Below are 14,792 nucleotides of genomic sequence, written 5' to 3'. Positions count from 1 at the left end.
TATGAAGTTAGATAATAAAGAATTATATAATCTTTTAAAAGAAAAAGGTATAGAGAATTTTTTTCATGCAAATACCTTAACAACTTCTTTATCATTTTTAGAAAATAAAGGATTAATATCAAGAGGTCTAGTTGAAACAAAGGGTTTGTCACAAACTCCACAGAGTTCAGATGAAATTGATAAAAAATTTGATGTATGGAATGATATTTTTTTAGATGTAGTTGATTTACATGGTCATTTTCCCCGACAAAATTTATATGGACCTATTTTATTTAAGTTTAATATTGAATTTTTAAAAGAAGATAGTCTTGAAATATGGGTTACAAAAAATAATCCAATTTATTGGGATGAAAATGAGACTATGGAAAACAAGTATTTTCAAAGTGTATGTGAGCTAAAAGAAAAATGGGATGAATATGATATTCAACGGAAAATGTTTACTGTAAGAAATGCAACAGATCCAATTTTATTCGATTATTTAGAGAAAATTATTGTTGATGATCCTTGTGTATCTATAGAAGATGGGGCAATAGTATTAAGTAAAGTTTTAAAAGATGAATTGTCGATGTTGATAAATAAAGAGTTGATTTCAAAAAATTATTTTGAATGGAGAAAATGTTCTGATTGTTATTGTAAAGAAAATTATTTAAACTTAACAATAAGTGATTTAAAAAGACTTTTTTTAAGGAATTAAAATGAACCTCTCCAAATCCCTCTACACAAAAGGCATCCAGTGCCCTAAAGCACTTTGGCTTAAAAAGTATAAGCCAAGTGTGCTAACCCCACCTGATGAATCAGCCCAAGCTATATTTGAAACTGGAAATATAGTAGGGAACTTAGCTTGTAAACTTTTCCCTGATGGTAAAGAAGTGCACTTCTCAAAAGATTTCTCTTTAATGTTAGATACTACTCAAGAGTATTTAGATGAAAAACTACCCTATATCTATGAAGCCACTTTTGAATATCAAGGCATCTTAGTGATGGTAGATGTTTTAGAAGTAGAAGATGATGGAGTAAGTATCTATGAAGTTAAAAGTTCAACTTCTTTAAAAGATATATATTTACATGATGTCTCTATACAGTATTATGTACTTACAAATCTAGGCTTCAATATCAAAAGTTCAAATGTAGTTTATATAAACAATGAGTATATAAGAGGTGATAAACTAGAACTTGATAAACTTTTTGTGATTGATGAAGTAAGTTCACAAGTAGAAGAATTACAATCAAATATCCCAAAAAATTTAGAAGAGTTTAGGGTGTATTTATCTGATAAACAAAATGAACCAAATATTGATATAGGAAGTCATTGTAAAAAGCCTTATGCATGTGATGCTAAAGACTACTGTTGGAAAGTTCAAAGACAAATTCCAGATTATTCTATATTTAATATTTTCAAACTTGGAAGTAAAAAGCAAGTAGAGCTATATTCTCAAGGAATAGTAAATATAGAAGATATTCCAGAAAACTTTGAGTTAACAGCGAATCAAAAAAAAGCAGTAGAAAACTATAAAAACAATACAACCTATATTGATAGTGAGAATATCAAAGCCTTTTGCGATGATTTGACATATCCTATTTATCATCTTGATTTTGAGACATTCCAACAAGCAGTACCACAATACAAAGGTCTTAAACCTTTTGAGCAAATACCTTTTCAATATTCACTTCATATAGAGTATAAAGATGGAACTTTAGGACACAAAGAATTTTTAGCACAAGATGGTATTGACCCAAGAGAGAAAATAGTAAAAAGATTAATTGAAGATATACCAAGTGATGTGACAGTTTTAGCTTATAACATGAGTTTTGAAAAAGGTGTTATATCAAGACTTGCAAATACTTACTCAGAATATAGCGAACACCTACTAAGTATAAATGAAAACATGAAAGACTTGATGATCCCTTTCCACAAGAAATGGTATATAACACCTTCTATGCAAGGAAGTTATTCTATCAAGTATGTATTACCATCATTGGTTCCAGAGTTTGAAAAAGCATATAAAGAATTAGATGGTGTACAAAATGGAAGCGAAGCTATGAATGCTTTTGCAAATCTTGGGAAGCCTGATGATAAAGAGAAAGAAAAAATGAGAACTTCTCTTTTAGAGTATTGTAAACTTGATACTTTGGCTATGGTGGAGATTTTGAGAAAATTAAAGGATTAAATTTGAATAATAATTATATATATAAGATTAATGAAATTAAAGAAGAGGAATTTAAAGAGTTTCAGAGTAAAGGTCTTGATAATACAAAGTTTTTTTATAAAAGTTTAAATGAAAAAATAAAGTATTATAGATATAAAGATTTTATTTATCTTGATTTTTTTGAAAAAGTATACTTTAGAATTGATATTGAAGGTTTAGAATTAAACATTGTTGATTTTGATTCAAATTCTTTAAAGGAAAAAAATAGGAAATTAAAAAAAGAAAATGACTACTATTCTTTATATATTTCTAAAAATGAATTAAATTTAAATGACGAACAAATTAGTTATTTATTAAGAGGAAGTAAGAGTTTAAAGTTTTTAGAGTTTAATACTTACAAAAATGTAGATATAGAAGTAACATTTTCAGAAAATACATTTGTATGTAAAAATAACTTTGATAATTCAAAAAGCTCAACAAAAAAAGCTCAATTAGATAAATTTTTAAGAATAAATATTTTATATCTTTTGGCTCACGTTTATAATATGTATACGGAACGTTTAATGTATGAAGTATCGAAGTCTTTGGATAATGAACAAAATAAAAAAATGTTAGAGTTGCGAAGAGATATATACATTTTTGATTTAAAATATTTCTTTTATAATCCTATAGATTATAGATGGCATCAGTTATATAATATATGGCCATATTTAAAAGAAATATATTCAGTTGAACATAATCATAGAGAAATGAAGTCACAAGTAGAAGATTTAGTCAATTTAATTGAATTCAATAATAGAGATATTGAAAAAAAAGAAAAAGAAGAAAAAAGATTAGAAGAAGAAAAAAGATATCGAAAGATACAAGAAGATAAAGATAAAGAGAGGAAGGAAGAAGAAAGACGATATCGAAAACAAAAAGATGAGTATCTTAAAGAAAAAGAAAAAGATGAAGAGAGAAGGAATCTAGAAAATTTAGAATTTAATAAAAAAACTAAGAGATTAACAAAAATTGCTATTGCAATAGCATTGATATCCCTTGTGAGTGCATATAAAGATTTTGAAGAACTAGGTGGCGTTAAATATATCAAAAGTATTATATCTAATGAAAAAATAGAAAATAAAACTAGTACTAAATAGATTTATAGATAAAAGTTAATTTTGATGTTAGTACGAAAAAATAAGGTTATTAATTTAGGATAATTATTATAGGTAAGGATAGAAGTTGTCAGATATTATACTTCTTAATTTAAATAATTATTAAAGGGATTAGAAAAAAGATGAATACAGATAATGAAAATATAAAATCCATATATATATATTGATTTTTTTAATAAGGTTAATATGTTTTTATCTGAGCAAGAAAAACAAAAACAGCGTGGATTAAATGATTATAATATAGTAAATCTTGTAAGAAAAGAAAATGCTGAAGTTGGAATGCATTCCAATGTAATATATTCTTTGATTGACCCTAATGGACTTCATGATATGTCAACCCTAAATCAGACAAATGTAGAACCTATTTTAAAACAATCCATAATATTGACTTTGTAGTATAAAGGTACTACAATTTATAAAAATAAAGAGGATTGAATTATGCCTTTAGATTCTACAGTAAGAGCAAGAGTAGATAATAAACTAAAAATAAAGTAATATATGACACTCAAACAAAAAACAACAGCCTACCTCATAAGCATACCACTATTTACTATCTGGTTACTTTTTTGCTTTATTATTTCTCTTGTTGGCTCACTTCTTTATAAAAAAAGAGTTCATATTGATTTGGATAGGGTGAAGAAAAGAGAGACTATTTGTAGTGTTTTAAATAGTAAAAAATACCTAAGTGATGAAGAGTATGAGTTTGAGACTGTTGAGGTGGCTTCACTTTATGATGAGCTTACTTTTAGGGGATATTTGTTTGTTTTAGCTCCTGTGATATTTTTGCTAAAGCATTTTAGTTTTGCTGATGGATTTGTTTTTTATCTTGTAAAAAAGTGGATGTATATACACAAGTATCAAAGACAACACAAGAAAAAACCTAAGAGTTTCTTCTCTGCTCTTATGTCTTTATGTGTTTTACTTGCCTTTTTTGTAGGGCAGGTTTTGTATAGAGTAAAACCTTGAAACCCCTTTTTTACTCACCAAAAAGTACATTCTCTTTTTGATGTATGATTTTAGATGTAAAGAAGTTTACAACTAAAATAGTAAGTATTGGTATTAGTAAGAAATAAAGCACTAGTATATCAGCTCTAAAATCCCAATAAGACTCAAAAAGTAAACTACTTATAAAGTACGAACCAACACTTCCAAGTATGATACCTATACTACTTGCACTAAGTGCTATCAGCCCAAACTCCAATAAAAATGAATTTTTAATAGTCTTATTTTTTATACCTATCATCTTTAGTCTTAGGATATTGTTTTTTTGTAAGTTCATTTGATACTGAATGATGATAAAACTCATTAGAAGTCCAATAGCTATAGAGTAAAAACTCATCTTTTCAGTGATAGCTGCCACATCATCAACCACCGTGGCAAATGACTCAAATAAACTCTTCACATCTATTACCGTAAGACTAGGGAACTTGTCTGTTAAGGCAAGTAACATTTTTGTAGTGTCATATTCTCCTGTAGAGATAGTTGCTAGTATAGTTTTTGGAGCGTCATTTATAGCTCCTTCTTGCAGTATCAAGAAAAAGTTTGGTGTAAACTCTGTCCATTTAACTGATCTTATGTTTACTACTTTAGCAACTAGTTCAAGACCTAATACATCAAATACTACTGTATCCCCTAAGCTTATACCTCTTCTTTTTGCATATCTTTTCTCAACACTCATTTCAATAGGTTTTGAGTAATCAACAGAGTCATAAACTCCACTAAACTCTCTACCTTCAAGTATTTGCTCACTTGGTTTTAAATCACTTCTATATGATAGATTTACAGTTGAGTTTCTTGCATTTTCACCTTCTTGAGATTGTTCTTTACCGTTTATTTTAAGAACTCTTGCTCGGATCATTGGGGCTGTATTTTCTAGTTTTGCTCCTAGTTTTTCAACTTGTTTACTTATGTCAGATAGTTGCTCTTCCTTTGCATCTACTACAAAAAATCTAGGTCTTTCTTCTACACTTTTTGATAAGACATTTGATAAAGAACTTCCAACTTGTGGTATCAAACTAAAAAATGCAGTACATAAAAGTATGGCACTAAATAGTGTAAGTGAGGTTCTTTTTTGTCTTGTGATATTTTTTAGAGCCAGCGATAAAGCTAGATTATCAAGGTGTCCTGAAAAATCAAATCTTTTTAGGATAAAAGAGCCTATACCAAAAAGTAGGGCGATGATTACAAGTACACTTAAAGCAAAGAAAAATCCTATATTCCGAGCAGGGGTTACAAAGTGTGAAAGCACAAGTAAGAAAACTACAAAAGGAGTGAAACTTAAGATAACTCTTGATAGTTTTCTTTTTTGCCTTTGTACAAGTGGCAGTATCAAAGGAAGCCCAATAGATAAACTTAGTGCAAAAAGTACAACAGCAGACTTTACAAAAAACATATAGTCAAGACTAAAATCAAAACTAAAATCAATATACTTTTGAACAAGTGGTCCTATAAACTGTGAAGATGCTGTTATAAAAGCAAAAACTAAAACAGTGGCTATTGATATAAGCACAAAAAGGTGAAGCAAGTAAGTCATAATAAGATTTTTCTTACTAACTCCTATATCATTTAGTACAGTTATATCTTGCTGATGTTTTTTCAAAAAACCTGAGTAGAGATATATAAGCCCCACAAGTCCTAAGAAAAATGAAATCAAAGATACAAGTGATAAGAAATTTGTCAAGAAACTAAGAACTGCTATAAGTCTATCTCTTCCATCATTTGGAGATAGAACTCTAAGACTTCTATCAAGTTTCGTTTCCATTTGCTCTTCTAACTCTTCTAGCTTGTCATTACTAAAGTTTTGCTCAAAAAGATAGTTTAGTTTATATCTAGCTGTTGAACCAAACTTTAGAAGTTCACTTCTTTCAAGCCCTTTGGGGCTTAAATATACTTTTGGCATAAAGCCACTAAAACTTATGTTTTTAAGGCTATCTTCTTTTATGACTTTTGAAATAGTGTAGTTTTTACTTCCTATTTTAAGAGTGCTTCCAAGAGTAAGTCCTAGTTGGTCTAAAACTTCTTGATATACCCAAACCTCATTCTCTTTTGGTAGGGCTTGTCCTTTTGGATAAGTTGAGCTGTCATTGAAAACTAAACCACCATAGTATGGAAAACCTTTGTTTATTTGTACAAGTTCCATAAGTCTAGCTCTTTTAGAAGAAGCTACCATGCTTACTGTCGATATTCCCTCATCATAGCTTTTGATTTGAGGTAGTAGATTTTTTACTTGTTCTTTTTGCTCATCGCTTATTGGAAATCTAGAATTTATTACTAAATCAGCTCCAAGTAAACTTTTAGCTTTTGCATCAAGGGAAGTATCGATACTTCCTTTAAAAAACTGCAAGTAAGATAGTGAAGCAATAGCCAAACAAAAGTTTAGTATAAAAATAAGACTAAAAGATTTTGACCTTTTAAGGGCTTTTGAAACTAGTTCAACTACTAACATTTATCTAGGTTTCCATGATTTAGTGAATAAGTCTGCTCACATCTAGCAGCTACATCTTTTGAGTGAGTTACCAAAATCAAAGTTGTATTGTTTTTACTGATTAGTTCAAAAAGTTTGTCCATTACAGCTATTCCAGTATCTTCATCTAAATTTCCACTTGGTTCATCTGCTAGGATAATTTTTGGATTGTGTATCAAAGCTCTTGCTATTGCAACTCTTTGTTTCTCCCCACCACTTAGTTCTGATGGCAAGTGATCAAGCCTATGTCCTAATCCTACACTCTCTAAAAGTTCAACTGCTTTTTCTTTTGGATTTTTTATACCACATACTTTTGCTGGAAGCATTACATTTTCTAGTGCGTTTAAGTATGAAACAAGATGAAAGTTTTGAAATACAAAGCCTATATTTGAAGCTCTAAAGTCATTTATCTGTTCTTCTTTCATATCTTTATATGAAACACCATCAAGTAAAATGTCTCCTGATGTTGGTTTGATGATTCCTGAGATTAGTGAAAGTAGGGTTGACTTTCCACTTCCTGATTTTCCCATGATTGCAACTTTTGAAGCTTCTTTTACATGAAAATTTAAATCTTCATAGATTTTTACTTCAGTTGAGCCTTGTGAATATGATTTTTTAAGTGATTTGATTTGTAGCATTATAACTCTTCCTTTAGAAACTTGAATACTTCTTTTGACATGATTTTATGACCTTTAGCATTTGGATGTATACCATCTGCTTGATTTAAGCTTTGTACTCCTGCCACATTTTTTAGTAAAAAGGGCATAAATTTAAGATTATATTTTTCTTTGATTTCAAGATACATTTTCTCAAACTCTTTTGAGTAGACAGGTCCATAATTTGGTGGGATTATCATACCTGCTAATAGTACTTTTGCCTTCGCTTTTTTGGCATAGTCTATAATCTCTTCTAGATTTTTTTGGCTTTGAGTAAGATTTAAACCCCTAAGCCCATCATTTGCCCCAAGAGCAATAAATACAATATCAGGCTTTCTTTTTAGATACCATTTTAGTCTAGATAAGGCATCATTTGTTGTTGAGCCTGAAACTCCACCATTTATAGCTTTTATATTTTTGTTTAGTTCTTTTTTTGCTAGTTCTTGTACTAAATTTGGATAGGCTTGATTTTTTGATACTCCTAAGCCCTCAGTTAGTGAATCCCCTAAAAATAGGATAGTTTTTGTACTTGAATTTGCTGTTAAAATTTGTAGTGTTATTATACATAGGATAAAAATTATCTTTTTCATGTGCCTATGTTATCAAAAGTTTGTTAACCAATTATAAAGAGATAATATTAGCTGAAATCAAAAAGAGATTCTTGTTTTTGTTTGAAAGGCTCTATTAATTTATAGGCTTCTTTTATATAAAAATCAAAATCTAAATACTCATATGAAAAATCTTCTATTTTATTACAAAGCTCTACTTTATATCCTACATTTATTCCTATTACTCTTTGCTCACTAGTGTTATTTAGAGGTGGAAGAATCTTTTTTAGGGAAAGACCATTTTTACTGATAAAATACCTTATAGTATTTGGAAGTTTTACATAGGTTTTTTCAAGTGAGTAAACTTTTTCAAGTACTAAGTCTATGTTTTTAGTAGCTTTTGTATTTAGTAAAAAGTCATATTTATTTCTGTGATTATGGATAAACTCTTCTATTGAGATACCTTTTAAAAGATGTGCTTCTACTGCTTTTTGTACTACTAGGCATGAGTGATTTTGATTCCAAGCTAGTTCATATTTATAAGCACCTATTTTTTTTGCTTCACCATTTTCTTTTAGGGCTATGTAGTTATTTACATCTCTAATCCATAGTTTTTTGTATATTGCTTCTTCTAGTTCTAGACCTGTAAACTCTTGCCAGTTTTTAGAAATATTCTCATATAAGGTTTTATCTTTTTTATCTATTTTAAAAGTAAGACCATCTGTATTTGCTTGAATAAGTGAAACAGAGTCTATACTCATAAGTTTTTCAGCAAGCATACAAAGCATAAGTTGACCGTTTAGGGTGATACTTAGAGTCATTTTATAGTCATAAAATGGACTAAACTGGTTATTTGTATCCCCATATGCTGAGTTTAGGGCTAGTTTTAGCATCTTGTTTTGAGAAGTTCCTTTTTTGTATGAAAATCTCATATCCCTTATCTCTTTATATATATCCACAAACTCAGCCCCAAGATGTTCAGGATAGAGTCTATTTTGTATCACAATAGATGGGTAATAACTAGCAACATCTACATCAATGATAAGATACTCATCACTTTGGTCATAAAACTTACCCTCAACACTTCCATGAAGCCCACCAGTACCAAAGTAAAAAGAAAAGCCTTTATAGTTTAGGTGCAAAGAAGAAGCTTCATTTTTTGCATTTAGATTACAAAATGAAGATAGTTCTTCTAAATCTTCTTTTTTGATACTTGAAAAGACTTTTGACATATCGTTTGTATACTGTTTTTTTAGATATTTTAAAAGAGCTTGAAACTCAAAGCTTTCAAACTTCACATAATCAAATATAATCTCACCAAAATTAAGGAAGTTTCTTACAGTTTGTCTTGGTTTTCCATTTATATAACATATATCTTTTCCAAGTTTTTCTTCTAGGTTTCTAATAAAGTATCTTTTTCCTATTTTTGTATCGCTATAATTAAGCATATACTCATTATATTTTGAACTTAAACTTTCTCTAAATTCGATAGATTCTAAAGAGTGATTAAAAAAAAGTAGTGTTGCTTCAACATCATGTTTGTTGTATTTGATTAGATTATCAAATTCATCTGTTTTTAGATTCTCTCCAATAGTGAAGTTTAAATCCTCAATAGAATCCATACACATATTTACTTCTAAAACCTTTAGACTAACTCTTGTTGCTTTATAATCAAAGTTATGTATTTTCATAAGGTCAAGTTGCTTTAGAAGTATAGAGTTTTTATCTTCTTTATAAATAGTATTATTTTTTATCAATTCATCAGCAAAAAGAAATGTTTTATAAATAAGCTCATTTAGGTCATAGTTATTAGCATTTTTATAGAGATATTGAAGTACTGCGTAATCAAAGTTTAGATTATTATATCCCACTAATATTTTATCTGTTTTACTTAGCCATTGCAGAGTTTTGAGAAGTTTTGCTAAGTCATTTTGTCTTATGCTTAACTCAAAAACTCTAAGCTCTTTTGTTTGAGCATTTTGCATAACACAAGTAAAGATATTTGGAAAGGTCTCTAGGTCATATATGTAGTATTTCATTTATTAAGTATTAGCAATCAATTATCATGAATATAACCCATTCCATATATGTTTTTTATGTGTAAATCTGGTACTTTTTTTCTTAATCTATAAATCAAACTTTTTAGATGGCTAATATCTGCATCAACTTCAAAATCATCATTCCAAATAACATTTATAAGGTTTTCAACAGTACATACTTTGCCATTGTTATTAAGTATAGTTTCTACAAAACGATGTTCATTTTTTGTAAGTTTAATTGTTTCATTATTTCTAGCTAATAATTTCCTATCCTTATCCCATTCTAGTTCTTCATTGATTGCAATTGTATTTTTTTTATTATTTGATTTATTATGATACATTTGATTAGATAGTTTAAATATATCTTCTAAAAAAGTTGAGTAATCTATAGGTTTGGTAAAAAACTGATGAATACCTAAATTAACTAAAGGCAATAAGTAATTGAACTCATTTCTAGCTGAGAGAATAATTACAATTTGATCTTCTTTTATTTTATATATAGAATCAATTAATTCTACACCATCTAGTTTTGGCATTTTTATATCTGAAATGACTAAGTCAAAGTATTTGTTGTTGTTTTTATAGTACTCTTGATATTTATCTAAACCATCAAGTCCATCTTCTGCTGTAGTAACATTGGGAAATATGTCAAGAAGCAATTCTGAAAACTCTTTTCTAAAATCAACATCATCTTCTACAAAAAGAACATTAAAATCTTTAGTATATTTTTTTAATAAACCATAATCCATTAATATTTTCCTAAAACAAAGTCATCTATTTTTTATAAAACGATATTATCATTTTGTTTCTTATAGTATAAGTAAAACTATAATTTAGTGTGTTTATATATTAGTCTATTTGAAAGTTGTTTAGCTATTATTTGACTATTGTTTTCAGATATAATAAAAAAAAGATAAAAGAGAAGTTATGATTGGGGAAGAAGTTCTAAAAAATATTACAGTACTTTATGTGGAAGATGAGTCTTTGCTTCAAGAAGGAACCACTGAAACTCTTGAACTTTTTGATATAAATGTGATTTGTGCTCAAAATGGTGAAGATGGTCTATCTACATATAGGTTAATGCAAGATAAAATCGATTTAGTTTTGACAGATATAAAAATGCCTAAACTAAATGGTATTGATATGATTAAAAGTATTAGAGAAATTAACAAAGAAATACCTGTTATTATTACTACTGCACATCAAGAAACAAACTTTCTTATGAAATCTATAGAATTAAATATAAATGCTTATGTTTTAAAACCTATTGATATTTACAAATTAAAAGATACATTGATAAAAGCAATGGAATCAAAGGTTTTAAAAGACAAACTAAGAAAAAAAAATCAAGAGTTAGAACTGGCAATTCAAGAGATTGAAAAGAAACAAAAACTTATGGAAGTTCAGTCAAGATTTGCAGCAATGGGTGAAATGATAGCTATGATAGCTCATCAATGGAGACAGCCTTTGGCGTCAATTGGAACAGTTTCTTTTAATCTAAAAAATAAGTTACTATCTGGAAAATATGATTTAGAAACAAAAGAGGGAAGATTTGAGCAAACAGAGTTTTTTAATAAAAAATTAGATGACATTGAGGGCTATGTACAAAATTTAACTAATACAATTGATGATTTTAGAAACTTCTTTAAATCAGACAAAATAATAACTAAAACAAAAATTGAAAATACTATAAAAAATAGTATAAAGATGATAAATAAAGATTTTCAAACAAATGATATTAATATAAACTTTGACTTTAAAAGTAAAAGTGATGTGAATATTTATGAAAATGAAATGGCACATGTATTTATAAATATATTAAAAAATGCTCAAGAAAAACTCTTAGAAAAACAATCAAATAGAGAAATTAAAATAATTACTGAAGATATAGAAGATAGTGTAAAAATAGAGATAAAAGATAATGGTGGTGGAATTGATAAAGAGAATATGAGTCTTATTTTTGAACCATATTTTTCAACAAAAAAAGAGAAAAATGGTACAGGTATTGGTCTTTATATGTCTAAAGTTATTGTTGAAAATAATCACAAGGGTAAACTATTGGTAAGTAATACTACTGAGGGTGCTTGTTTTACAATAGTTTTAAATACATTAGTATAATTATAAAAAATATGGGAGTTAGTATTTGAAATTTATTGTATTTATATTTTTAGTTTTTAGTTTTTTATACGCAGATACATCTGTTTTAACTCAAAAAGAAAAAGAGTGGATAAAAAACAATACTGTAAAAGTTGGAATTACTGATTTATATCCACTAAGCTATTTAAATAAAGAATATCAAAAAGACGGCTTTGCAAATGATATTTTAGAGTTGATTATAAAAAAATATCAAATAAAAACAAGAACAGTAGATGTTAATCAAGGTAATATAGAATTTGCTTTTGAAAATGGAGAAATTGATTTAATTCCTTTAGTAAATAATTCAAATGCAAAAAGCAAATTTGGAAGTTACTCTTCTGAAATCTTACAGGTAAATAGAATATTATTTGTAAAACAAGATAATAATAGCATTGAAACTTTTGATGATATAAAAAACAAAAAAGTAGCAATTATAAACCAACCAGGAAGTATTGAAAATATAAGAAAAAAACATCCTGATATTACTATATTAGAAACTAATGATATGCGAGAATCAGTTGAAAAACTTCTTGAAGGTTCTGTATCTGGAATAATAGCTTCTCCTATTATTATTCAAAGATTCTTAGAAGAGAACTTAACAATTGGATTAAAGGCTATGCCTTTAATTAGCTTTGAGCCTTCAAACTTGTATTTGTTTACTAATAAAAAGAAACCTGAACTATATTCAATTATAGAAAAAGGTTTAAACTCAATTACTATAAAAGAAGAAAAAGAGATTTTTGATAAATGGTTTTTAAAAGATTTAGCTAAATTACCTTTAAAACTTACAAAAGAAGAGCTAGCATATCTAGAAAAGAAAAAAAGTATAAATATGTGTGTGGATCCAGATTGGATGCCTTTTGAGAAGATTCAAAATCATAAACATGTTGGTATTGCTGCTGATTATATGAAGGATTTTCAAAAAAAGTTGGGGATTCCTTTTGATTTAATAGAGTCTCAAAACTGGACTCAGTCTTTAGACTACGTAAAAAAAAGAAATTGTGATATCTTAGCTTTAGTTATGGATACTGAGAAAAGAAGAGAATATATGAATTTTACAAAGCCATATATTACAGCTCCTTTGGTTCTAGTTACAAAAAGAACAGTTACTTTTATAAGTGATTTAAAAACTTTGAAAGATAAGAAAATAGGAATACAAAAAGATTTTGCTTATAATGAAATAATCAGAAAAAACTACCCTAATATTGAAATAATTAATCAAGAACATTTACGTAATGGTTTAGAAAAAGTTGAAAGAGGAGAACTCTTTGGACAAGTAACAACACATCTAAATGTTGCGTATGCTTTTCAAGAAGAGTTTTATGGAAGTTTACAAATCTCTGGAAAATTTGATGATGAATGGAAATTATCTGTTGGAGTTAGAAATGATGATTTAATACTTCTAAATATTTTCAATAAATTAGTCTCTTCAATAAGTGAACAAACAACTCAAAAAATAATGAATGATTGGGTTTCTGTAAAATATGAAAAAGTTTTTGATTATGAACTTTTTTGGAAAGTTACTGCTTTTTTCGTTTTTATCTTATTAGTGATTTTATATACATATATGTTACAAAGAAGATATATTAAAAAACTAACAAGAGTTAAAGATGAAATAGAAATGCTAAATAGTACTTTGGAAAAAAAAGTACAAATTAGAACACAGGAATTAGAACTTTCAAATAAAGAATTAAAGTTTAAAACCCAAGAACTTGAAAACTTAAATGACACCTTAGATAGTAGAATAAAAGAAGAAATCAATAATAGAAAAAGACAAGAACAGCTTTTGATTCAGCAGTCAAAACTAGCAGAAATGGGTGAAATGATAAGTATGATTGCCCATCAATGGAGACAACCATTAAGTGCTTTAAGTACAATAATTCAAAATATACATTTAAGATATTCACTTGGTAAATTAGATAAAGACTATATTGAAAACCAAAGAGTTTTAAGTAATGCTCTTACTGAAAAGATGTCTACAACTATTGAAGATTTTAGAAACTTTTTTAAACCCAATAAGGAAAAACATCTATTCTCTATAAACGATACTATTAATCAAACTATTTTTCTTATTGATGATAGTTTTAAAAGTCATAGTATAAAAATTGATAAGCAATTGTCTAAAGATATTACAATTTATGGTTTTGAAAGTGAATTATCACAAGTTTTATTAAATATTATAAAGAATTCAAAAGATGCTTTTTTAGATAATCAAGTTGAAAACCCCTTAATTAGAATACTTACAAAACAAGTTGAAACTCATATCAAAATATTGATTTCAGATAATGCAGGTGGAATTAACGAATCTCTTCTTGATAAAATATTTGAACCTTACTTTACAACAAAAGATAGTTTTAATGGTACAGGTTTAGGTTTATATATGAGTAAAATCATTATAGAACAAAATATGAGAGGGGAGTTAAAAGTTAAAAATATAAAAGATGGTGTACAATTTACTATCTATATTCCTATCTCTAAACTAAAAAAAAGATAGTAGTTACTTTTTAACTACTATTTTAAGCAATAATACGACTACAAATATTAGTAAAACATCAAATTAAATAATTAAACATTACACCATAAGCTTCCATGTGGTAATTATTACTAGTATTTTAACCATTAGTAAAGCAGGTATTAGACTCTTTT

Annotated in this window: 12 protein-coding genes; 7 read left to right on the top strand and 5 right to left on the bottom strand. The window is 27.7% G+C overall.

What is annotated here, in order from left to right; all coding sequences use genetic code 11:
• Position 1: 1 nt before the first annotated feature.
• The 5 genes from NJU99_RS10610 (at position 2) to NJU99_RS10590 (ending at position 4,270) form a co-directional block, all read left to right on the top strand.
• Positions 2–694, top strand: coding sequence for a hypothetical protein (locus tag NJU99_RS10610; protein ID WP_254575892.1), 693 nt, complete (start codon positions 2–4; stop codon positions 692–694).
• A gap of 1 nt (position 695) precedes the next feature.
• Positions 696–2,168, top strand: a complete 1,473-nt coding sequence (locus NJU99_RS10605; protein WP_254575891.1) for a DUF2779 domain-containing protein — start codon at positions 696–698, stop codon at positions 2,166–2,168.
• Between the two features lie 2 nt (positions 2,169–2,170).
• Positions 2,171–3,286 carry a hypothetical protein gene (locus NJU99_RS10600; RefSeq protein ID WP_254575890.1) on the top strand — a complete coding sequence of 372 codons (1,116 nt, stop codon included), beginning with the start codon at positions 2,171–2,173 and terminating at the stop codon, positions 3,284–3,286.
• Between the two features lie 204 nt (positions 3,287–3,490).
• The gene (locus NJU99_RS10595) at positions 3,491–3,700 is read left to right on the top strand and encodes a PD-(D/E)XK nuclease family protein (RefSeq protein WP_254575889.1); all 210 of its coding nucleotides are present in this window, start codon (positions 3,491–3,493) and stop codon (positions 3,698–3,700) included.
• Between the two features lie 102 nt (positions 3,701–3,802).
• Positions 3,803–4,270 (top strand): hypothetical protein, encoded by a 468-nt coding sequence (locus NJU99_RS10590; RefSeq protein WP_254575888.1) that lies wholly within the window; start codon positions 3,803–3,805, stop codon positions 4,268–4,270.
• A gap of 10 nt (positions 4,271–4,280) precedes the next feature.
• On the opposite strand, the gene NJU99_RS10585 is transcribed toward NJU99_RS10590, so the two are convergent.
• The 5 genes from NJU99_RS10585 to NJU99_RS10565 are packed head-to-tail and all read right to left on the bottom strand — an operon-like array spanning position 4,281 to position 10,759.
• Positions 4,281–6,749, bottom strand: a complete 2,469-nt coding sequence (locus tag NJU99_RS10585; RefSeq protein ID WP_254575887.1) for an ABC transporter permease — start codon at positions 6,747–6,749, stop codon at positions 4,281–4,283.
• Positions 6,743–7,405: an ABC transporter ATP-binding protein gene (locus tag NJU99_RS10580; RefSeq protein ID WP_254575886.1), complete on the bottom strand. Its 663-nt coding sequence runs from the start codon at positions 7,403–7,405 to the stop codon at positions 6,743–6,745. Before NJU99_RS10580 ends, NJU99_RS10585 begins: the two co-directional genes overlap by 7 nt.
• Positions 7,405–8,013 (bottom strand): arylesterase, encoded by a 609-nt coding sequence (locus tag NJU99_RS10575; RefSeq protein WP_254575885.1) that lies wholly within the window; start codon positions 8,011–8,013, stop codon positions 7,405–7,407. Before NJU99_RS10575 ends, NJU99_RS10580 begins: the two co-directional genes overlap by 1 nt.
• A 47-nt stretch (positions 8,014–8,060) precedes the next feature.
• Positions 8,061–10,010: a DNA polymerase domain-containing protein gene (locus NJU99_RS10570; RefSeq protein WP_254575884.1), complete on the bottom strand. Its 1,950-nt coding sequence runs from the start codon at positions 10,008–10,010 to the stop codon at positions 8,061–8,063.
• Between the two features lie 17 nt (positions 10,011–10,027).
• Positions 10,028–10,759, bottom strand: a complete 732-nt coding sequence (locus tag NJU99_RS10565) for a response regulator transcription factor (RefSeq protein ID WP_254575883.1) — start codon at positions 10,757–10,759, stop codon at positions 10,028–10,030.
• Positions 10,760–10,937: 178 nt separating this feature from the next.
• Between NJU99_RS10565 and NJU99_RS10560 the strand changes: the two genes are divergently transcribed.
• Both NJU99_RS10560 and NJU99_RS10555 read left to right on the top strand, forming a co-directional pair.
• Positions 10,938–12,128, top strand: a complete 1,191-nt coding sequence (locus tag NJU99_RS10560) for a hybrid sensor histidine kinase/response regulator (protein WP_254575882.1) — start codon at positions 10,938–10,940, stop codon at positions 12,126–12,128.
• A 25-nt stretch (positions 12,129–12,153) separates the two neighbouring features.
• Complete coding sequence (locus NJU99_RS10555) at positions 12,154–14,640, top strand: transporter substrate-binding domain-containing protein (protein ID WP_254575881.1); 2,487 nt, start codon at positions 12,154–12,156, stop codon at positions 14,638–14,640.
• Positions 14,641–14,792 lie beyond the last annotated feature (152 nt).

Origin of the sequence: Arcobacter roscoffensis (assembly GCF_024267655.1) — a bacterium.
Lineage (GTDB): Bacteria > Campylobacterota > Campylobacteria > Campylobacterales > Arcobacteraceae > Arcobacter_B > Arcobacter_B roscoffensis.
The sequence above is the reverse complement of the archived record's forward strand: the minus strand, read 5'-3'. Positions and strand labels throughout refer to the sequence as shown.